The following is a 21,548-nucleotide window of genomic DNA, read 5'->3' on the forward strand; positions in this document are numbered from 1 at the left end:
GACAACTTATGACAACTGACTGGGACGCAGGCCGACTGGACAGTGATCTGTCCGGGGTGGGCATGGATACACTAGCTGTTCGTGCGGGCCAGCACCGCTCGCCCGAAGGTGAACATGGCGAGCCGCTGTTCTTCACATCCAGCTACGTGTTCCGGAGTGCCGCCGACGCCGCCGCACGTTTTGCCGGTGAAGTGCCGGGAAATGTCTATTCGCGCTATACCAACCCCACCGTGCGTGCGTTCGAAGAGCGTATCGCCGCGATGGAAGGTGCCGAGCAAGCCGTGGCGACCGCATCTGGGATGGCTGCGATCCTGGCAACGGTGATGAGCCTGTGCTCCGCCGGCGATCATGTGCTGGTTTCGCGCAGCGTCTTCGGTGCGACGGTTTCGTTGTTCGAGAAGTATCTGAAACGCTTCGGGCTTGAAGTCGACTACGTCCCGCTCACGGAAGTTGACGTTTGGGAGCCCGCTTTCAAACCCAATACCCGCCTGGTATTCGTCGAGTCACCTTCGAACCCGCTTGCCGAGCTGGTCGATATCGAGGCGTTGGCCGAACTCTGCCATGCCAAGGGCGCCATGCTGGCGGTGGATAACTGCTTTTGCACACCGGTGCTGCAGCAACCATTGGCGCTCGGTGCTGACATCGTTATTCATTCCGCCACCAAGTACATCGACGGCCAGGGGCGCTGTCTGGGCGGCGTGGTGGCCGGCCGAGCCGAGCAGATGAAAGAAGTGGTGGGCTTTCTGCGCACGGCGGGTCCGACGTTGAGCCCGTTCAATGCCTGGGTGTTTCTCAAGGGGCTGGAGACCCTGCGGCTGCGTATGCAGGCGCACTGCGCAAACGCGCAGGCGCTCGCTGAGTGGCTCGAGCAGCAACCGGGAGTCGAAAAAGTTTACTACGCTGGCCTGTCCAGCCACCCGCAGCACGAGCTGGCCAAGCGTCAACAGAAGGGCTTTGGGGCTGTGCTGAGCTTCGAGGTTGCGGGGGGCAAGGAGGCTGCGTGGCGCTTTATCGACGCGACCCGGCTCATCTCTATCACCGCCAATCTGGGCGACAGCAAGACCACCATCACTCATCCAGGGTCGACCACTCACGGTCGGCTTTCGCCGGAAGATCGTGCAACCGCTGGCATCCGTGACAGTCTGATCCGTGTGGCCGTGGGCCTGGAAGATGTGGCTGACTTGAAAGCCGATCTCGCCCGAGGGCTGGCTTCGCTGTGATGCTGAATTGGGGACGAAGGATCGTCCTCAATCCGGATTGCACGGTATCTCAGTTGTCCCCAGCGTCGAAGCTCACTACGAAACCGTCCAGGCGCTGTTCCTCGGAGAGCTGGTCGCGGACCCGACTTGCTTCCTGGCGCTGTTCCATTGGCCCGACGAATATGCGATGTGTCCGGCCTGTCGTTCTTATATAGGTATCGAACCCTTCAGCACCCAGCTTTCCCCGTAGCGCTTCGGCGCTGTCGCGGTTCTGCAGGCTGGCTACCTGGACGGCCCAGCCCGAGCGAATCGATGACTGTTCCCTTTGCGGAATAGGAGCGGAGACTGCAGGAGCTCGTTGTGTTGCCGGCGCTTTGGGAATCGCACGGCGCTGCTCCGGTTCGTTGGAGCGAAGATCGATAGCCGGTGCTGGCTGACCTTGGCCGTCAAACAGCCGCTCTGGCGTGGCAGGGAGGATGCTCGGGCTGTCCGAGCCGGTTTCGATGACCCGGATATCGCTGTATTTCTTACCGGACAGCGCTGCCAGCCCGGCGCGATCGCGAATAACGGTCGGGCGCAGAAACACCATCAGATTGCGCTTGATGTGAGTTTCCTGAGTAGAACGAAACAGCGCGCCTAGAAACGGGATATCTCCGAGGAGCGGGACCTTCGAGTCGGTGCGGGTAACGTCGTCCTGAATGAGGCCTCCCAGTACGATCACCTGGCCGTCTTCCGCAAGAATTGTGCTCTTGATCGAACGCTTGTTCGTCACCAAGTCGACCGCTTGCGCTGAAAGCGATGCCGATGGCGCGATCGTGGAAATCTCCTGTTCGATTTCCAGGCGCAGCGTGGCTCCGTCGTTGATGTGTGGCACCACCTTCAGTGTCACACCCACGTCCTGGCGTTCGATGGTGGTAAACGGATTGTTTGCGCCGGACGAGTCCGTTGTGTAACTGCCGGTCTGAAAGGGCACGTTCTGTCCCACGAGAATTTCGGCCTCCTGATTGTCCAGCGTCAGCAGACTGGGCGTCGACAGCAGGTTGCTCTTGCTGTTGGCAGACAACGCAGTGATCAATGCGCCGAAGCTGCGCGTGCCGACCCCAATAATCGCGCCATCAGGAAGGTTGCTTGGTATCTCGTCCTCGTTGATCGAATTGAGCACACTACCGATGGATATGCCGGTATTGCCGAAGCTGACGCCGCCGGCACCGCCCGTGCCTCCGCGCGCATCGACCGCCCACTGGACGCCGAGTGCGTCGGTGATATCGCCGGAAACTTCAACGATGGCAGCCTCGACCATAACCTGCGCACGTGGAATATCTAGCTGACGCACGATCGACTCCAGGGTGCCGATCAGTTCGGGTTCGGCGAGCATGACCAGGGCGTTGAGGCTTTCATCGGCGCGAATCAGGATGTTCTGCGAACGGCCGCCCTGAACCTCGCCATCCACTGGTGTTGCGAGACCTTCGGAAATATCGCCGAGGGTCTCGGCCAAGGACTTGGCATCGTTATGGCGCAGGCGGATGACGCGTGTATTGGCCGATCGGGTGCTTGGCGTGTCGAGTGTCCTCGCCAGATTGGCAAGTTTCTGCCGCGCCTGTTCCGGCCCGGTAAAGATCAGTCGATTGGTGCGTGAATCGGCAATGATTTGTGCGCCTGCGGTATCCCGGGCTTCGCCCCGTGCCAGCGTGTTGCGCAGCACCTCGGCAATGTCCACGGCCCAGCCATACTGCAGATTGACCACGCTGTGGTCGTCGGTTTGGGCGCGGTCGAGTTGACGGACCAGATCTTCGATGCGGGCGATGTTTGCACTGCGATCACTGATGATCAGTGCATTGGCCGAACCGACCGCGGCGAGATGGCCATATTGCGGGACCAGCGGGCGAATCAGTGGGATCAATTCGGTGGCAGAAGTGTGCTGGACCTGGATGACACGGGTTTCCAGCAGATCGCCGCCGGCCGGTCCTCCGCCTGCCTCCGATTTTGCTTCGGCGTTCGGCACGATTCGCGTGACTTCGCCCTGGGTGAGCACGCTGAATCCGTGAGTCGCCATGACCGACAGGAACAGCTGGTAGACCTCTGCTAGCGAGAGCGTCGTCGATGACACGACACTGACCTGTCCCTTGACCCGTGGGTCGACGATGAAGGTCTGCCCCGTCAGTTGGCTGATCTGATCGACGAAGGCGCGAATGTCGGCATCCTTGAGGTTGATCGTCCAGCCGTCCTGTTGGGTTTCGCTCGGCTCGATTCCGGGGTCGACCGCCAGCAAGGGCAGGGGAGCGGCGAGTACGCCAACGGCGATCAATGCAATCAACGGGCGAGAGGAAAAAGGCAGCATCAGTCAGTCGTCTTCCGTGGGCTGTTCATCGGTGGGCATGGTTTCTGGTGGGCTGGTGGCCCCTTCCATCTGTTGGCGGAGCGCTTCCATCTGCTGTTGCAGCATTTCCGCTTGCGGGTCGACGTACTCCGTCTCCGCAGGGTCGCTGTAGTCCGGCAGATTGTCGGGTACCGCCGTAGCGGAGCGAACGCTCGGGAAATACAGACTTTCGACGCGGCCGCCTCTCAGTATTTCGACTCTGTCAGGGTGAACGCTGTGCAGGCTGACATCCGGTTCCAGTTCCTCTTCGACCCGATATAGCTGTGGTGGAAAGCCGCTCAGCTGGATTATTGCCGTGGAACGAGCCGGATCGGCGTGTACGAAGCTGCCTAGCAAGGTCAGATCGGAATTTGATGTCCCGGCTGTGTAGCCCTGGCTGGACGATACGGGGGTGCCGAATAGGCTTTCCATGCGTTGCAGGTCCGGCGCGACGCCCGCTGGCTGGCTGCTCTGCGCAGCAGCCGCCGAGGGCGCCTGGGTAAGTTGCAGCCATTCCCTGATCTGACCAGCCAGATAGAGACCGAAGAGCACGACGATAGCCGCGCTGATGATCAGCGGCGCGTGTTGGCGAACGTTCTGCAGGGCGGCGGTGGAAGCCAAGCCAGGCACTCCGTGAAACTGAATAAGGGTGAACGCTGTTTGGGTAGAGGTTGGTGGGTACCGACGATGTCCGGCATGCCCTGGAGTCTAGACCAGACCATGACAACTGAAGCACCTAAAATAGCCAGTGCAAATGACTGTTTTTCAGGCAAAAGGTGCCCGGCAACGTGCGATTCCTGGCAGTGATTGCAAATGGCCGGATTTTTTCTGAAAAAAACGCTGCGCACAGTTGACTTGGTTCGGGTGGATGCGTAAATTGCGCGCCTCGCAAGGCGATCAACCGGTTGGTTACTCGGTTGGCCACTGCTTAACAGCAAGCCTTACGATTCGGACGAAAGTCCGGCCGACGCGCAGCGGTAGTTCAGTCGGTTAGAATACCGGCCTGTCACGCCGGGGGTCGCGGGTTCGAGTCCCGTCCGCTGCGCCATATTTACTTCCAGGCCCTAGCCGCCGGGAAGTCTCGCAAAAAGCGACCTTCGGGTCGCTTTTTTCGTTTCTGCCTCGCCGTTATTTAGCGCATCCATTCGAGAGTGTCCTGGCTGATTTTCGCTGGCTCCTTGAGCACGCCGCTCTGCCGTGCGGATAAGCGATTGTTTACCGCGCTCAGCTTTCTTAGTTACGCATCCGCGCTCTGCATATCGGGACGTCGCCTGATCGCACCGTGCAGCGATGGTACTTACCTCTGTCCTCTTGCTCTGCACTGTCATGGCGCGTTCTGCTCGGTCTAGCGACGTGGTTGCCGAGCGATCGAGCGCACCCTTGCGGTTTCTTGCTGTCAGTAATGCGTGACGACATCCATCTGCCATGGGCACGCGGCTAACTGACGAGGGGCCTTGAATGTTCGGTTTGGAAGCTCTCGAGCTTGCGCGGATCCAATTCGCTTTCACCATTTCCTTTCACATCATCTTTCCGGCGATCACGATCGGGCTGGCCAGTTTTCTCGCCGTGCTGGAAGGGCTATGGCTCAAGACCAAACGTGGTGTATATCGCGACCTCTACCACTTCTGGCTGAAGATATTCGCCGTCAACTTCGGCATGGGCGTGGTCTCCGGTATCGTCATGGCCTACCAGTTCGGCACCAACTGGAGCGCGTTCTCGGAGTTCGCCGGCAGCGTGACCGGGCCATTGCTGGCCTATGAGGTTTTGACCGCGTTTTTCCTTGAGGCCGGGTTCCTCGGCGTCATGCTATTTGGCTGGAACCGCGTCGGACCGGGGCTGCACTTCTTTTCCACGATCATGGTGGCGGTCGGCACGCTGATCTCGACCTTCTGGATCCTGGCCTCTAACAGCTGGATGCATACGCCCCAGGGCCACGAGATCATCAATGGCATTGTGGTGCCGGTGGACTGGTTCGCCATCGTCTTCAACCCGTCGTTTCCGTATCGGCTGACACACATGGCGATCGCGGCGTTTCTTGCCACGGCGTTCATGGTCGGTGCTTCGGCGGCCTGGCACCTGCTGCGTGGACGAGACAATCCGGCGGTTCGCAAGATGTTTTCCATGGCCATGTGGATGGCGCTGATCGTTGCCCCAATTCAAGCTGTGGTCGGCGATTTTCATGGTCTGAATACGCTCGAGCATCAACCCGCAAAAATCGCTGCGATGGAAGGGCACTGGGATAACTCCTCTGGCGAGCCAACCCCTCTGCTGCTGTTTGGCTGGCCGGACATGGAGCGTGAAGAGACGCGCTTCAAGGTGGAAATTCCGTACCTTGGCAGCCTGATTCTCAAGCACAGCCTGACCGAGCCCATTCCGGCCCTCAAAGATTTCCCTCCAGAAGACCGGCCCAACTCGACGATCGTGTTTTGGACATTCCGGATAATGGTCGCGCTGGGTTTTCTGATGATCCTCACCGGCGTATGGAGTCTTTTGCTGCGGCGCAGCGGCAAGTTGTATGAATCGCGTGCGTTTCTGCGGCTGGCATTGTGGATGGGACCCTCGGGACTCATCGCAATCCTCGCCGGTTGGTTCACCACGGAAATTGGCCGTCAGCCGTGGGTTATTTACGGCGTGATGCGCACCGCCGATGCAGTCTCGAATCATGGTGCCGAACAGCTGGGCCTAACGCTGGCGCTGTTCGTGCTCATCTACTTCGCAGTGTTCGGCATCGGTTTCGTCTACGTGCTGCGGTTGATTGCGAAAGGGCCGGTCATCAACGAAGGCAGCGAGAAGGGCGCAGGTGGGCCCGGTGAAAAAAGAACGCCGATGCGGCCGATTTCCGCCGCCGACGAGGCGATTCCCCATGAGCACGGCGATCAACTGGGCGAGAGGAACTGAATATGGGTGTCGATCTTTCGCTGATCTGGGCTGTGATCATCATTTTCGGGATCATGATGTACGTCGTAATGGACGGCTTCGACCTGGGTATCGGAATTCTTTTCCCGTTCCTTGCCGACAGTTCCGAGCGTGACGTGGCGATGAACACCGTGGCGCCGATCTGGGATGGCAACGAGACCTGGCTGGTGCTGGGCGGTGCCGGACTGTTCGCCGCTTTCCCGCTGGCTTACTCAGTTGTGCTGTCCGCTCTGTATCTGCCGATCATTTTCATGCTGATGGGGCTGATTTTTCGCGGTGTCGCCTTCGAGTTTCGTTTCAAGGCGAGCGCTGCGCGCCAACATATCTGGGACAAAGCCTTCATTGGTGGCTCGCTCGCCGCGACCTTCTTCCAAGGCGTCGCGCTGGGCGCCTTCATCCACGGCTTTCCGGTGGCCGATCGGGCCTATGTCGGTGGCCCGCTGGATTGGTTGACGCCGTTCTCGGTGTTCTGCGGGCTGGCCTTGATCGTCGCTTATGCCTTGTTGGGTTGCACCTGGTTGATCATGAAAACCGCCGGTGATCTGCAGCGGCGCATGCACGATATAGGTGTGCCGCTGGTCTGGGCGCTGCTGGCGGTGACCGGCGTCGTGAGCTTGTGGACACCGCTGACGCATCCGGACATCGCCGAGCGCTGGTTCAGCATGCCGAACCTGTTTCTCTTCATGCCGGTGCCAATCCTGGTACTGCTGTGCACATACGGCCTGCTGCGTTCGATCGCACGCTACGCCCATTACTCGCCGTTCCTGTTCACACTGGCGCTGATCTTTCTTGGCTACAGCGGCCTGGGCATCAGCCTCTGGCCGAACATCATTCCGCCGTCGGTAAGCATTTGGGAAGCTGCCGCGCCGCCGCAGAGCCAGGGTTTTACGCTGGTTGGGGCGCTGTTGATCATTCCGCTGATCCTGATGTACACGGCTTGGAGTTACTACGTGTTCAGGGGAAAGGTCAGTGCCGAAGATGGCTATCACTGAGTTGGTCGCGTCATGAAGGATCCTATGCAAAAGGAGCGTGAAAACAGCGCATCAGAGGCCAAGCCGTTATGGAAGCGCATGACCTGGCTCGTGCTGATCTGGTCCACAAGCGTATTGGTGCTTGGAGTAGTCGCCTGGTTGCTGCGTCAGTTCATGACGGCCGCCGGCCTGACGACTCCATGAACGTCGCGCGAAGTGCTGTGCTGTGCGGTGCTATGCGGCGTTTAGGCGCGTTGTGGTGGCGGTGAGCTTGGGCTATTCAGATATTCCAACATCGGTGCGCAGCGGTTCATGTTTTGGTCATGTACTCGCGTTAGCGTGCTGGTACGGATTTGTCGATTAGAGACCCAATACGAGGAGCGCTCCTATGGATGACTACCAGGACGAAATACTCGAATGGCACGCCGCCGAGCAGGATGGTCCCGAGCCGGCCGAAGACGCTTTCGAGCTTTAGTTGATCAGTCTGCGCGCCGCTGCTGGCGCCGGTATTCGCCAGGCGTTTGCCCGCTCCAGCGCTTGAATGCGCGCTGAAAGGCTTCCGCCGAGGAAAAGCCCAGAAGCCAGGCGATCTCGCCAAACGCCAATTCGGTGTCGCGAATATAGGTCATGGCCAGGTCGCGGCGCGTATCGTTGAGAGTGGCCCGGTAGCTGGTGCCTTCTTCTTCCAGCTTTCGACGCAGCGTCCAGGATGGCAGCTGCAGTCGGCTGGCAATCTGCTGCAGGTCCGGCTCGCCGCCTTTGAGCATCGGCCCCAAAAGTTGCGTGACCCGCTCCCGCAGGCTGCGTGTACGGGTCCGCTGTTCCAGTTCCGCTTCGCAAAGTTCCAGTAGCTGGCGCCAAGTACCCGGGCAGTACTCCGGGTTGCGCAGCGCCAGTGTGGCTTTATCCAGCCGGAGCTGATTGTGCTCGGCAGCGAACTCAACGGGTTTCGTAAAGATCGGCTCGTAACGCGCGGCATAGTCGGGGCGTTCGAACTCGATATGAATCGCGACGGGCATTATCGCGTTCGCGGCGACCGTGGCCAGTTGCGTGATCCAGCTGGCCAATACCGTATCCACGACGAACTGGTTGTAGCTGTTGTAGGGGCTGATCGAGTAGAACCGCAACCAGGCCCCTTCGGCGTCTTCATGGAAGGTTGACGCGCCACGGTAATTCGATGCGTACAGCGGTTCGTAGCGAATCAGGGTGCGTGCCGCTTCGCGGACTGTTGGCGCCTGGGCGGAGGTTATGCCGACCAGACCCAGATGACCGGCCTTGCGCAGTCGCCCCATTTCCAGGCCCAGGCTGGGGTCGCCGGTAAGCTGGATGGCCGCGTGGCCGAGGCGCATATAACGCGGAATGGACAGCCGCGCGTGTGGCTCGGACAGGCGCGCCAGATCCAGACCGTAAGCGTCCAGCAGCGGCTGCGGATCGATCTGTTTTTCTTGTAGGGCACTGCTCAGGCTGTGCACGAAGCCAACCGAGAGGTCACCGAGGCGCACCCGCTGGCGATTCACGAGCGCTCCGGCAGCCACAGATTGTTCAGTTGCACAGGCTTGTTGTAATGCTGCGGTGCGGGTCGACGGGGCGAGCCGACCAGATTCCAGGGCAGCCCGAACGTGCGTACTTCCATGCGGGGCAGCGACGTTTGCGGCAAGGGAGCGGTTGCGCAACTGGCGTGCGGATTATCGCGCATGCCAGGGAGGGCGAGCAGTTCAGCATCGGCAGGTGGCTGGCGGATATAGCCGTCGCAGCCGATCAGCACAGCCAGGCGCCCGGCCGGCGTGGGCATCGTAGACGATGGCAGGTCAGGTGCCTGGCTGTAGCGGCGTTCATAGCGGCTTAAGGCCATTTTGTATTGCAGCGGACCAATGGGCTGGCCGTCCGCGGCGAAGCTGAGACTGACTTGCCGCAACGGACCATCGCCGATTCGTAGACTGCCATCCTCGAGGCGTGGCTCGGGCAGCACGATGGAGCCGGCGACCAGCGTGACGCCGTAGTCGCGCGCGAGATTGCCGAAGATGAGTTGATAGTCATCGGCCATTTGCTGCCCCTTGATCTTCAGCACGGCCTCGGTGCGGTGGTGGCCGCCCTCGTTGGCAAACAGCGCGCGCACGTAGTCCCAAGGATTGCTCAATGCCGTCCACTGCATGGCATCGCGTAGCGTACGTGCCTGTTGCACTTCGGGCTTTTCGCCCAGGGCGAACAGGCCGGTGCCGACGTGCTCCGGCAGCACGACGATCGTGCGCGGGTTCAGCAGGCCGGCGTCACGCGCCTGATCGAGGTAGGTGGTGAACTTCAGCTGCAACCGCTCCCTGCTTTGATAATCGGCGGGCATCAGCCGCGTTTCGATCCCGAGCAGATTACCGGCGGACCCCGGTTGGCCCTGGCTATTGATCGGCAGCGTGCGCAGATCGGATAGCAATGGGCCGCTGCGCCGGTCACCGGTCCAGTCCAGATAGATGATGAGTGCGGCAAGGGCGAGGGCGGTCAGACCGAGCAATTTGCTGTAGGTACGCATGTAAGGCGCTGCTGAAGGCATATGCGGAAAGACTAGGTATATCGTTCACGATTGCCAAGTGTTTTGCGCACTAGGGTCAGGCAGTTGTGAGTTTTGATCATTGAGCGCTTCGTGGCGCCTGTTTATCTTCGCTCCATAGCGACCACGACCCCATGAGGCGTGGCGATTTTACCGTTGACTACAGCGCACCACTCTCGCGCCGCTTGATCGAGGAACGACCATGACCGCTTTCCCGCACCTGCTTGCCCCGTTGGATCTGGGCTTCACCACGCTGCGCAACCGTACGCTGATGGGTTCGATGCACACTGGCCTCGAGGAAATGCCCAATGGTTTCGAGCGCATGGCGGCATTTTTTGCTGAACGTGCGCGTGGTGGTGTCGGCCTGATCGTCACCGGCGGCGTAGGCCCTAACGAAGAAGGTTCGGTGCGCGCAGGGGCGGCCAAGCTGTCGACCGCCGCCGAAGCAGAAGAACACAAGGTCGTCACCCAGGCCGTTCACGAGGCGGGCGGCAAGATCTGCATGCAGATCCTGCATGCCGGTCGTTACGCCTACAGTCCGCAGCTGGTGGCGCCCAGCGCCATCCAGGCGCCGATCAACCCTTTCACGCCGCGCGAGCTGGACGAAGAGGGAATCGAAAAGCAGATCCGTGACTTCGTCAATTGCGCGAGCCTGGCCCAGCAGGCCGGCTACGATGGCGTCGAGATCATGGGTTCGGAAGGCTACTTCATCAACCAGTTCCTGGTGGCCCATACCAACCACCGTACGGACCGCTGGGGTGGCAGCTACGAAAACCGCATGCGCCTGCCGGTGGAAATCGTGCGGCGCGTGAGGGAGGCGGTAGGGCCTGAATTCATCATCATCTATCGCCTGTCCATGCTCGATTTGATGGAAGGCGGCAGCGCCTGGGAAGAAGTCGTGACGTTGGCCAAAGCCATCGAGCGGGCCGGTGCGACACTGATCAACACCGGCATCGGTTGGCACGAAGCGCGCATTCCCACCATCGCCACCAAAGTGCCGCGTGCAGCGTTCACTAAGGTAACGGCGAAGTTGCGCGGCGAGGTGAGCATTCCGCTGGTGACCACCAACCGCATCAATACCCCCGAGGTTGCTGAACAGGTGCTGGCCGAGGGCGACGCCGACATGGTTTCGATGGCGCGCCCGTTCCTGGCCGATCCGGATTTCGTCAACAAGGCGGCCGCCGATCGCAGCGATACCATCAACACCTGTATCGGTTGCAACCAAGCCTGTCTCGACCATACGTTCAGCGGCAAATTGACCACCTGTCTGGTCAACCCGCGGGCCTGCTACGAGACCGAGTTGAACTACATTCCCACCGCAGCGGTGAACAAGATCGCCGTGGTCGGCGCGGGTCCGGCCGGTCTGGCGGCGGCCACCGTCGCCGCCGAGCGTGGCCATCAGGTAACCCTGTTCGATTCGGGTAGCGAAATCGGCGGCCAGTTCAACGTGGCCAAACGCGTCCCGGGCAAGGAAGAGTTCTACGAAACCCTGCGCTATTTCGACAGCAAACTGAAAAGCACCGGTGTCGACGTCCGCCTGAATACCCGCATCAGTGCGGCCGATCTGCTGGCCGGCGGTTACGACGAGATCATCCTCGCCACCGGCATCGCGCCACGTACGCCAGAGATTCCGGGCATCGAGCATCCGATGGTGATCGGTTACCTCGATGCGATCCTGCAGCGCAAGCCGGTGGGGCAGCGCGTTGCCGTCATCGGCGCTGGCGGTATTGGCTTCGACGTTTCGGAGTTCATCACCCATCAGGGGCAGTCGACCAGCCTGGATCGCGAGGCGTTCTGGAAAGAGTGGGGGATCGACCTTGGGCTCGAAGCGCGCGGCGGCGTCGCCGGCATCCAGCCGGTACCGCACGCACCGGCGCGTCAGGTCTATTTGCTGCAGCGCAAGAAATCCAAGGTCGGAAATGGGTTGGGCAAGACCACCGGTTGGATTCATCGCACCGGCTTGAAGAACAAGCAGGTGCAGATGATCAGTTCTGTGGAATATCTCAAGGTCGACGACCAGGGCCTGCATATCAGCGTCGCCGGAGGCGAACTGCAAATCCTGCCGGTGGATACTGTGATCGTGTGCGCCGGGCAGGATCCACTGCGTGAGCTGCAGGCCGAGCTCGAGGCGGCGGGCGCCAAGGTGCATCTCATCGGCGGAGCTGACGTCGCCGCCGAGCTGGATGCCAAACGCGCGATCAACCAGGGCTCGCGCCTCGCTGCGGAAATCTGAGTTACCCGACCCCGCTTCGAGCGGGGCCGCTTTATTCATAGGAGCCTCGTATGCACACCGCACTTTCGTTGCAACCGGCCGCTGCCGCTACGCTGCAGCGCTGGCATCAGATGATCGAAGCCGCCGATCTCAGCCGCCTGCCAGAGTTGCTACATTCGCACGCCGTGTTTCGCTCGCCGATGGCCTACAAGCCCTATGAGAGTGCGGCAGCGGTCAGTCTGATCCTCAATACCGTAGTGAAGGTCTTCGAGGATTTCGCTTATCACCGCGAGTTGGCCAGTGCGGACGGCTTGAGCGTCGTGCTGGAATTCAGCGCGCGTGTCGGCGATCGACAGCTCAAGGGCATCGACATGATTCGCTTCGACGGGTCCGGCCTGATCACTGATTTCGAAGTCATGGTGCCCAATGAGCGGCCTGGCGGCCCTTGGTGAAGAAATGGGCCGGCGTCTGGCGCCTCAGCTTGCGGCGATGAAGTCCTGACCGGCTTCTCCAACTCAGTCACAGTTTTTCTCCTGCGCAACTCAGGAGTTGTGGGCACCGGACTCGCTGCCAACCCAATCACATCGCCCGTTTCGATTTTTCTCCTACACTTGCGCCCGACAATAGAGAAGCGGCGTTATGCGACCGCCTCATGGAAACATTCGCTAGCTGATCAAGCCATTGAGGGTGCGAGCATGCAGATCAAACCGCAGACGGTCGAAGCCGTACTGTTCTTCAATGATGGCGGCGTCTGTAAGGAAATGCTCTACCCGGAATTCGAGGCCATGCTCGATGGCGTGGTGAGCATGCCGGAGTTCGCCGATCAGCAGATGCGTGTCGCCTACGTCTTGATCAATACCCGGTTGCAGATCCGTGCGGCGGTGTTCTTTTACCTGGATTTCAACGAAGACGGCTCGGCGGACAGCGGCTGGAACATTCCACTGCGCAATCTGGCCGAGCGCACCGGACGTGGGCCTGACCTAGGCGCGGGCCCCATTCGCCTGGCATGCCGCAGCCAATGTCCGGTGTCCTGGTATCAGATGCATCTCTGGGACCCGGAACTGACCCAGAGCCGGAATCACCTCGTCATGCTGCGTGACCGAATCAGGCGCAACCAGCTCGGCCTGCTGGTCGAAGAAGAAATACCTCAGGTGGTACCGGCCGAACGCCTACAGATGGTCGCCGAGGACGCCTGGTATGCGGCTGATTCTGCCAAGCAAGCGGCCACCGAGCGAGCCGAAAAGCGCGAGCAGGAGCAGCGCGTTAAGGCGGCGCAGCTGATCAAGCAGCAGCGTCTGCGCATCGCCAATCTCGAGCAGCAGCGCGAGGCCGATATCACCCGACTACGCGATTTGGCTGCACAGCAGCAGGCCAGGCTACTGGAAGAGGCTGCCCAGTTACGCCAGGAGCTCTTGGACAAGGAGCAGCTCGTCGAACAGCTTCGCTCGCAGCTCGCCGAGCAGGCGGAGGGTTTCCAAAAAAACCGTGAAGAAATGAGCCAGCAGCTGCGTGCGCTGGAGCACAACAGCCGCGCCGAAGCGCAAGCCTCGCAGGCGCAGTTCAATGAGGAGTTGAGGCGGCAGATCGCAGCAGCGGTCGCCGAATACAAAGAGCAAGTGTCCATCCGTGATGTGGAGCTGGCCTACCGCAACGAACTGGACTCCCAGCTGCAGCAGGAGATCGAGCAACTCCAAAAGCAGCGTGATGCACTCATCGAGCAAAGCGGTGAGCAAGTGCTCAAGCGTCTTTCAGGAATCGGCGTGACGTTCATGGCTTATCACCCCGGTGCGGGCCACCTGACCATTCCGCTGCATGACATGGCGCGCTATCAGCAAAACCCTCTCGCCTATGCCGCAGCCAAATGTGCCGTTTCCGAAGAGCAGTACGGCCAGTGGGTACAGCATTATCAACAGCCGACCTGCGTCGCTACCTTGTCCAGTGGAGAGCGCTGCAATATGCCGCTGGACAAAGTGGAAGCCCCTAGCCGTTTTTTCATTGGCGAGTCCAACTGCTGTGCCAGACATAGAGCTCAGGACCGGCTGCGCACGGGTAGCTGACGATTTGCCGGCATTCCCATCATCATTTCCAGAGTTACGGCCCGCGCCATTGCAGCTCATCGTCTTGCCTTGGCTGCGACAAGCGCAGGTGCAGGTCGCCGTGTTGCGCCTGGATCTGGTCGATCCCGAGCTGTCTGGAAACAAGTGGTTCAAGCTCGCTCACCATTTGCAGGCCGCGCAGGCGACCGGTGCATCAGGACTCATCAGCCTTGGTGGCTCCCATTCGAATCATCTACATGCGCTGGCGGCGGCTGCCAGACGCAGCGGGTTGGCCAGTGTCGGCCTGCTGCGCGGGCAACCACAGCGGACGGCGACCATCGACGATCTGCAGAATTTCGGTATGCAACTGCATTGGCTGGGCTACGGCGGCTACCGTGAGCGGCACCAGCCGGGATTCTTCGATGCCTGGTGCGAACGTTATCCCGGCTTTTACTGCGTGCCGGAAGGCGGTGGCGGCCTCGCTGGCGCGCGGGGTTGCGCGCCGCTGGTGACACGCGTACGGGAGCAACTGGCCGCGGTTGGCTGGGACGATCACGACGGCTGGTGGCTGGCCGCTGGAACCGGTACGACCCTGGCGGGACTGGTGATCGGCGAGGCCGAGCAGGGCGAGCGCCGCGTCTACGGTGCGCTGGCAGGACCGCCGTCTCATGGTGTCGCGCAGGAAGTCGACAGGCTGCTCGGCGAGGCTGAAGTCTCCAACACGAACTATCAGCTGATCGATGCGTGTCGCGGCGGTTTCGGTCGGTTCGACGAGGCGCTTGCGCGCTTCATGGTGGAAACCGAGCGTGCCACCGGGTTGCCGTTGGAACCGGTCTATACGGCTAAGGCGATGATGGCATTGCGCCTTTATATTGAGCGCGGCTATTTTACGCCCGGCACGCGGCTCATCTTCGTGCATACCGGTGGCTTGCAGGGCCGGCGAGCTGCGCAGGCGCAGTTGGACGAGCTGCTGCGCTGACTTTCCCGTCTTCTGGAACCATGGATGAACAAGCCGCTGCGTCCCGATCAGTTAGGTAGTCTGATTCCGCTCAACGCGCTCTCGCCTCGTCGACTTCAAACGCTTCGCGCGCAGTTGATTCCGCGACTGCTGCTCGCCGATGAGCTGTTGTTCGATGACGAGACAGGCGCCGGTTCCTGCTACTTCCTGCTCACCGGCGCCTTGTCCATGCATGGGCCGGACGGCAAGCAATGGCGGATGGCCGCTGGCTCGCCGGAAAGCTGCCACGCATTCGGCCCCGGACCCCGGCTGAGCCAGGTGCGGGCGCTGGAAGACTGCAGGGTATTGACGGTCGATGGCGCCCAGCTGGATCGTTTGCTGTCTTGGCATCAGACCCATGCCGATCTGCTACTGGAGCTGTCCACGGCTGGCGAACTGACTGACTGGCTCGAAGCGCTGCTGGACAATCCGCTGTTCGCCAAGGTGCCGCCGGAAAACGTGCGAAAGATGCTTGGCAGGCTCGAGTCGATCGAGCTACCTGCCGGTTACGTACTGCTGCGTGAAGGTGATGCCGGCGACTGCTGTTACTTCCTCAAGAGCGGTCGAGCCGAGGTCATATCCGGCCTTGGCGGTGTAGAGCAGGTCGTGGCGGAACTGGATGTCGGCGCCTGCTTCGGCGAAGAAGCTTTGCTCACCGAATGCCCTCGCAACGCCACCGTGACGCTGCTCGAGAATGCTCAGGTGCTGCGCCTGGCGCGGCGGGATTTCATCGCCCTGTTGAAGGCGCCGGTGGTAGCCGAGCTTGACCTTGCCGAGGCGAACGAACTGATCGCGAAAGGTGCTCAATGGCTGGATGTCCGACTGCTGGAGGAATATCAGCGCGGCCATGCGCTGCAGGCACTGCATATGCCGCTGCATCTGTTGCGTCTCAAGACACGCCTGCTGGCTCAGGATCGGATCTATCTGTGCTACTGCGACAGCGGCAAGCGCAGCGCCAGCGCGGTCTTTCTGCTGACCCAGCTGGGTTTCACCGCTTATCCGCTGTGTGACGGCCTCGATGGGCTGTCCGCCGAGCAACACGCGACCTTGATCTGTGAGCAGGGCAGCGGCTATCTAGCTCGTTCCGGTGGTCGCACTGAACGCAGTGGCTGAGCTGAAATCACTGGCGAACGATCAAGACACCGCGGCGATAGCCCAGCCTGCAAGGCCGCCCACCAGCACGACCAGCCAGGGCGGTAGCTTCCAGACCATCAAGGCGACCAGCGCGACCAGCGCCAGAGCGAAGTCGACGGGGCCGAATATGGCGCTGGTCCAGACCGGATCATAAAGCGCCGCCAGTAGCAGGCCGACCACCGCGGCGTTCACTCCACCCAGCGCTGCCTGTACGCGAAGGTTGGCGCGTAGCCTGTCCCAGAACGGCATGACGCCGAACACCAGCAGAAATGAAGGGGTGAATATCGCCACAAGGCATACGGCTGCGTTTATCAGGTCGGCGCTGCCAGTACCGATGGACCCGCCGAGAAAAGCCGAAAAAGTGAACAGCGGCCCCGGCACCGCCTGGGCGGCGCCGTAGCCGGCAAGGAATATGTCGTTGCTGACCCAGCCATTGGGTACGACTTCGGCCTGCAACAACGGAAGCACCACGTGCCCCCCACCGAAGACCAGCGCGCCGGCGCGGTAGAAGGTGTCGAACAATGCCAACAACTGACTGCTGGAAGCGGCGGTCAGCGCGGGCAACGCCATCAGCAGCGCGAAGAACGACAACAGGAAGAGGCCGGCAACCGAGCGACCCTGACGGCCCTGATGAGGCGCGAGAGAACCCTTCGATGTAGGGCGAAACAGCATCAGCCCGGCCAGACCTGCCAGCACGATAACGCCAAGCTGCGCCCAGGCATTATGCAGAGCCAGTACCGCGCACGCGGCGAGCAGCGCGATGGTGATACGTGTCCCGTCTGTGCATAAGTTACGGGCCATGCCCCAAACCGCCTGGGCCACCACAGCAACCGCAACGATCTTGAGGCCATGCAGAAGCCCATCCGGAACGGCTTCGCCCCAACTGCCGATGCCGAACGCGAAGAGCATCAGCGCGATCGCCGACGGCAAGGTGAACCCGGCCCAGGCGGCCAGCGAGCCGCGATAACCACCGCGTAGCAAACCGATGGCAATGCCGACCTGGCTGCTCGCCGGCCCTGGCAGGAATTGGCAGAGCGCTACCAGATCGGCATATCCCGCCTCATCCAGCCAGCGGCGGCGGTTGACGAACTCTTCGCGGAAATAGCCGAGATGAGCCACCGGACCTCCAAAGGAGGTCAGCCCCAGACGCAGAAACACCAGAAAGATGGTCCAGGTGCTTGAATGCTGCAGAGGAATTGAATCGGGTTGGACTGAGGACATCGATGGGCCGTTCTGTTACTGAGGGGCAGTCTGATGGGCGCTGTAGTGTGTCGCATGTGAATGACGATTTGATGAAGAGTGCATCACCCAGGCCAGCTATCGGATACCACGAAAAGGCGTTCGCGCTCGACCCAGTGCCCATCTGCGTCGGGCTCCATTCGAGCCAGCAGGCGTGCCTGGCTGCGATTGGCATCGACAATCCATTGCTGAACGTCTTCGGCTTGCCAGAGTTGGCTGTCTTCCAATTGCGCCGGGGCCAGCCAGGTTTGACGGGGCAGCGGTTGCCAGTGCGCATCGCTATCGGTGACAGCCGAATGCAGCCAGTCGCGCAGCCGCAACCATGACCCGCCGAGATGCATCGGGTTGGCTCCAACGGGCGGTTCACACCCGTCCTGCCAGGGTTGAAACAGGTAGCCACCGAGCCACAAGGCGCTTTTGATCTGGCGGCAAGTCAGCTCGGTCAGTAGTGCCTGTGCCTGTTGGCTGGACGAGAGTCGCAGCTGGTGCTCGCAGAGGCGCTGCAACTTGATATCCAACCGATCATGGCTGCCGGGACCCAGCCAGTGGTCGTGTCGGCGGCTATCGCCGGTCTGCAGGCCCAGGTAGAATTTCACCGCGAGTTCAAGGTGATGCACGCCTTCGGCATCGCGCAGGATCAGATCCAGCTCGCCCAACGTCTGGCCGCCCTGGCGGATCGGCAGATTCGCCACCAGCAGTTCGACATCCGGCGCCTGAGCCAGCGCGAATTGCCAGAGGCGTTCGTAATACAGGCCCAGCCGGCGAATGCTGTGTTGTGCCAGCCACGCCTGGAGTACCGCCGGCTGTCTGTCGAGCAATAGCAACCAGTCGCTCAGCGCAGCGGGGTCATTGCTCCAGCGACTGGCCGAAAGCGGGTGGCGCTGGGGTGATGGGGCATCGATCAAAAGCGGCGGCGAGAGCACTACCCAGGCGAGATCCCGCACCTGTGGGTGCCGCAAGTTAGACATTACTTCGTCAAGACAAGGGAGGGTCATGCAGCAAGCATAGCCGGGATGGTTTGCTGCGCCTCTGGCCTTTCGCCCATAATCCTCGCGCCGCACCGCAACGGGGTCCGCTAACGCGGTGTTGAACTCAAACGCGCCCGCGCGACACCAATCTAGAGCCTGTTAGGCTCTGCCCGGCCCGCTACCGCTCGATGCGTGCCGGCCTGTTACCCGCCACGCTATCAGGGAGCTTCAATGGACCAGTTCCGCAACATCGGCATCATCGGCCGCCTGGGCAGTTCCCAGGTGCTGGACACCATTCGCCGACTGAAGAAATTCCTCGTGGAGCGCCACCTGCACGTCATTCTCGAAGAAAACATCGCCGAGGTGTTGCCGGGGCATGGCATGCAGACCTCGTCGCGGCAACGGCTGGGCGACTCTTGTGATCTGGTGATTGTCGTCGGCGGTGACGGCAGCTTGCTTGGCGCGGCGCGAGCGCTGGCCAAGCATCGTGTCCCGGTGCTTGGAATCAACCGTGGCAGCCTTGGCTTCCTCACCGATATTCGCCCCGACGAGCTGGAAGAGAAGGTTGCTGAAGTGCTGCGTGGGCAATACACCCTGGAAAATCGCTTCCTGCTCGAAGCTCAGGTCAGGCGCTTCGAGGAGTCCATCGGAGAAGGCGACGCGCTCAACGACGTGGTGCTGCATCCAGGCAAGTCGACCCGAATGATCGAGTTCGAGCTGTACATCGACGGCCAGTTCGTCTGCAGCCAGAAGGCCGATGGCCTGATCATCGCCACGCCCACCGGCTCCACGGCCTACTCGCTGTCTGCTGGTGGGCCGATCATGCACCCTCGGCTGGATGCAATCGTCGTCGTGCCAATGTATCCACATACCCTGTCTAGCCGGCCGATCGTGGTGGATGGCAACAGCGAGCTGAAGATCGTGGTATCGCCGAACATGCAGATCTATCCGCAGGTCTCCTGTGACGGCCAGAACCATTTCACTTGCGCGCCGGGCGATACCGTCACGGTGCGCAAGAAGCCGCAGAAGCTGCACCTGATCCATCCGCTGGACCACAATTATTACGAGGTCTGCCGCACCAAGCTTGGCTGGGGCAGCCGCCTCGGTGGAGGGGAATAGTGATCGTCGATCCGGAGCGCAGCTACGACCTCATCGGGGACGTACATGGTTGCGCTCGTACCCTGGAGCGGCTGCTTGATCAGCTCGGCTATCGCCGGCATGGCGATGTGTGGCGGCATCCGCGCCGACAAGTGATCTTTCTCGGCGACATCATCGACCGCGGCCCACGCATTCGTGAGGCGTTGCATTTGGTGCATGCGATGGTCGAGGCGGAACAGGCCTACTGCATCATGGGCAACCACGAATTCAACGCACTGGGCTGGTACACCCCGGCACCGCCGGAAAGCGGCAAGACCTTCGTTCGCGAACATACCCCGCGCTACGAGACGCTGCTGCAGGAGACCTTCCAGCAGTTCGAACACTATCCGGATGAATGGCGGGCGTTTCGCGAGTGGTTCATGGAGCTGCCTCTGTTTCTTCAGAGCGAGCGTTTCCGCGTGGTTCACGCCTGCTGGGATAACGCCGTCATCGATCAGCTTCGCCAGCGTTTGAGCCACGGCTGTGTCGATCCAGAATTCTTGCGCGATGCCGCGTTCAGTGACGGATTCGCGGCCAAGGCACTGGACCGTCTACTGCGTGGCACCGACATGCCGCTGCCCCAGGGCCTGACGCTGACCAGCGCCGAGGGATTCACTCGCAGCTTCTTCCGCACCAAGTTCTGGGAAGAGAACCCCAGGACCTACGGCGATATCGTGTTCCAGCCCGACGGCCTGCCGGAAAAGGCGGCGTGCCTGCCGCTTAGCGAAAGCCAGAAGAGCCGCTTGTTCCTGTACGGGCCCGACGATCCGCTGCTGTTCGTCGGGCATTACTGGCGTAGCGGCGAGCCCGCGCCCATACGTCATAACCTGGCTTGCCTGGATTACAGCGCGGTGAAATACGGCAAGCTGGTCGCCTACCGGCTCGACCAGGAAACCCGACTCGACCCGGCGAAATTCGTCTGGGTGAATGTGGAGCGCTAGATGGTGGTTGTCGAGGCGTTGCGCCTGCCCTTATCCGAAGACCTGAGTGGTTTCGTCGCGCTGCTGCGGCGCCTGCAGGTGCCTTGTCGCGTCTCCGAAGAGTCGGGTGAGCAGGTACTGCGCGTGCCGGCTGAAACCGCTGAGCAAGTCCGTGAACTCTATCAGCGTTACCCGCAAGGCGACGGCGCGGTCGTCGCCGAGCAACCGCCACGCCGCGGTGGGGGATTCGTCGCCAGTCTGCGCCGCAGTCCGCTGACCGCCGCGGTGTTGCTGCTGACGCTGATCGCGGCGGCGATCACCATGCTCGGCGAGAATTTCGAGACCATTCGCTGGTTCAGCTTCAGCGACTTTCGTATCGACGGCGAGTACGCCTATTTCGCGACGCTCGAACAGACCCTCGCAGAAGGGCAGTGGTGGCGGCTGGTGACGCCGATCTTCGTGCACTTCGGCTTCCTGCATCTGGCGATGAATTCCATGTGGTACTGGGAGCTGGGGCGGCGCATCGAATATCGCCAGGGCGCGCTGATGCTGTTCGGGTTCACGCTGCTGTTCGGCGCCGTGTCCAACCTGGCGCAATACCTGTTCGGCGGGCCGAGCATCTTTGGCGGGTTGTCCGGCGTTTTGTACGGACTGCTCGGCCACTGCTGGCTGTTCCAGAAGCTGTCGCCGGACGAAGCCTACCGACTGCCGCCCGGTGTGGTGGTGCTGATGCTGATCTGGCTGGTGGTATGCCTGACTGGGGTGATCGAAGTGGTGAGCTTCGGTGCATTGGCGATCGCTAACGCGGCCCACGTCGGCGGGCTGGTCGCTGGGTGCCTGACCGGTATCCTTGGTGGGCTGCTGGCGCGCCGCAGGGCCGCGGGCCAAGGCAACTGAAAGGCTGATCGTTTTCCCTAAAGCAGC

Annotated in this window: 17 protein-coding genes, 1 tRNA gene and 1 pseudogene; 13 read left to right on the forward strand and 6 right to left on the reverse strand. The window is 61.2% G+C overall.

Annotation, left to right across the window (positions count from 1 at the left end; translation table 11 throughout):
- Nucleotides 1–8: 8 nt before the first annotated feature.
- Nucleotides 9–1,220 (forward strand): O-succinylhomoserine sulfhydrylase, encoded by a 1,212-nt coding sequence (locus E0D86_RS02785; RefSeq protein ID WP_131648441.1) that lies wholly within the window; start codon nt 9–11, stop codon nt 1,218–1,220.
- Between the two features lie 49 nt (nt 1,221–1,269).
- Here E0D86_RS02785 and gspD read toward each other — a convergent pair whose 3' ends face one another.
- Complete coding sequence (gene gspD, locus E0D86_RS02790) at nt 1,270–3,537, reverse strand: type II secretion system secretin GspD (RefSeq protein WP_131648442.1); 2,268 nt, start codon at nt 3,535–3,537, stop codon at nt 1,270–1,272.
- A gap of 3 nt (nt 3,538–3,540) precedes the next feature.
- Nucleotides 3,541–4,176 (reverse strand): type II secretion system protein N, encoded by a 636-nt coding sequence (locus E0D86_RS02795; protein WP_256681117.1) that lies wholly within the window; start codon nt 4,174–4,176, stop codon nt 3,541–3,543.
- 350 nt (nt 4,177–4,526) lie between these two features.
- On the opposite strand from E0D86_RS02795, the gene E0D86_RS02800 reads away from it, so the two are divergent.
- From E0D86_RS02800 to E0D86_RS02815, 4 genes are all read left to right on the forward strand, one after another.
- Nucleotides 4,527–4,603, forward strand: a tRNA-Asp gene (locus tag E0D86_RS02800).
- 410 nt (nt 4,604–5,013) lie between these two features.
- Nucleotides 5,014–6,453, forward strand: a complete 1,440-nt coding sequence (locus E0D86_RS02805; RefSeq protein WP_131648443.1) for a cytochrome ubiquinol oxidase subunit I — start codon at nt 5,014–5,016, stop codon at nt 6,451–6,453.
- 2 nt (nt 6,454–6,455) lie between these two features.
- Nucleotides 6,456–7,463, forward strand: a complete 1,008-nt coding sequence (gene cydB, locus E0D86_RS02810; protein ID WP_131648444.1) for a cytochrome d ubiquinol oxidase subunit II — start codon at nt 6,456–6,458, stop codon at nt 7,461–7,463.
- 24 nt (nt 7,464–7,487) lie between these two features.
- A complete protein-coding gene (locus E0D86_RS02815) occupies nt 7,488–7,646 on the forward strand; it encodes a DUF2474 domain-containing protein (RefSeq protein WP_131648445.1) in 159 nt (52 codons plus the stop codon).
- Between the two features lie 275 nt (nt 7,647–7,921).
- Here the strand turns inward: E0D86_RS02815 and E0D86_RS02820 are convergent, their stop codons facing one another.
- A complete protein-coding gene (locus tag E0D86_RS02820) occupies nt 7,922–8,959 on the reverse strand; it encodes an AraC family transcriptional regulator (RefSeq protein ID WP_131648446.1) in 1,038 nt (345 codons plus the stop codon).
- On the reverse strand, nt 8,956–9,963 hold the full coding sequence (locus E0D86_RS02825) for a carbon-nitrogen hydrolase (RefSeq protein WP_131648447.1): 1,008 nt from the start codon (nt 9,961–9,963) through the stop codon (nt 8,956–8,958). Before E0D86_RS02825 ends, E0D86_RS02820 begins: the two co-directional genes overlap by 4 nt.
- A 220-nt stretch (nt 9,964–10,183) precedes the next feature.
- Between E0D86_RS02825 and E0D86_RS02830 the strand changes: the two genes are divergently transcribed.
- From E0D86_RS02830 to E0D86_RS02850, 5 genes and pseudogenes are all read left to right on the forward strand, one after another.
- Entirely contained in the window at nt 10,184–12,214 is a 2,031-nt protein-coding gene (locus E0D86_RS02830) for an NADPH-dependent 2,4-dienoyl-CoA reductase (protein WP_131648448.1), read from the forward strand.
- Between the two features lie 50 nt (nt 12,215–12,264).
- Nucleotides 12,265–12,694, forward strand: a pseudogene (locus tag E0D86_RS02835) (nuclear transport factor 2 family protein).
- A 194-nt stretch (nt 12,695–12,888) separates the two neighbouring features.
- Nucleotides 12,889–14,250, forward strand: coding sequence for a chromosome partitioning protein ParA (locus tag E0D86_RS02840; protein WP_131648449.1), 1,362 nt, complete (start codon nt 12,889–12,891; stop codon nt 14,248–14,250).
- A gap of 49 nt (nt 14,251–14,299) precedes the next feature.
- Nucleotides 14,300–15,208, forward strand: coding sequence for a 1-aminocyclopropane-1-carboxylate deaminase/D-cysteine desulfhydrase (locus tag E0D86_RS02845; protein WP_256681118.1), 909 nt, complete (start codon nt 14,300–14,302; stop codon nt 15,206–15,208).
- Between the two features lie 24 nt (nt 15,209–15,232).
- Complete coding sequence (locus tag E0D86_RS02850) at nt 15,233–16,339, forward strand: cyclic nucleotide-binding domain-containing protein (RefSeq protein WP_131648451.1); 1,107 nt, start codon at nt 15,233–15,235, stop codon at nt 16,337–16,339.
- Nucleotides 16,340–16,360: 21 nt separating this feature from the next.
- Here the strand turns inward: E0D86_RS02850 and chrA are convergent, their stop codons facing one another.
- Together chrA and E0D86_RS02860 are read right to left on the reverse strand one after the other, a co-directional pair.
- Complete coding sequence (chrA, locus tag E0D86_RS02855) at nt 16,361–17,581, reverse strand: chromate efflux transporter (protein ID WP_131648452.1); 1,221 nt, start codon at nt 17,579–17,581, stop codon at nt 16,361–16,363.
- A gap of 83 nt (nt 17,582–17,664) precedes the next feature.
- Entirely contained in the window at nt 17,665–18,594 is a 930-nt protein-coding gene (locus E0D86_RS02860) for a DUF1853 family protein (RefSeq protein ID WP_131648453.1), read from the reverse strand.
- 204 nt (nt 18,595–18,798) lie between these two features.
- Here E0D86_RS02860 and E0D86_RS02865 point away from each other — a divergent pair, with 204 nt between their 5' ends.
- The 3 genes from E0D86_RS02865 to E0D86_RS02875 are packed head-to-tail and all read left to right on the forward strand — an operon-like array spanning nt 18,799 to nt 21,521.
- Nucleotides 18,799–19,686, forward strand: coding sequence for an NAD(+) kinase (locus tag E0D86_RS02865; protein WP_131648454.1), 888 nt, complete (start codon nt 18,799–18,801; stop codon nt 19,684–19,686).
- Nucleotides 19,686–20,645: a metallophosphoesterase gene (locus E0D86_RS02870; protein ID WP_131648455.1), complete on the forward strand. Its 960-nt coding sequence runs from the start codon at nt 19,686–19,688 to the stop codon at nt 20,643–20,645. The genes E0D86_RS02865 and E0D86_RS02870 overlap by 1 nt, the downstream gene beginning before the upstream one ends.
- On the forward strand, nt 20,646–21,521 hold the full coding sequence (locus E0D86_RS02875) for a rhomboid family intramembrane serine protease (RefSeq protein ID WP_131648456.1): 876 nt from the start codon (nt 20,646–20,648) through the stop codon (nt 21,519–21,521).
- The last annotated feature ends 27 nt before the right edge of the window (nt 21,522–21,548 follow it).

Source organism: Pseudomonas sp. IC_126 (genome assembly GCF_004331835.1).
In the GTDB taxonomy this organism is placed as follows: Bacteria; Pseudomonadota; Gammaproteobacteria; order Pseudomonadales; family Pseudomonadaceae; genus Stutzerimonas.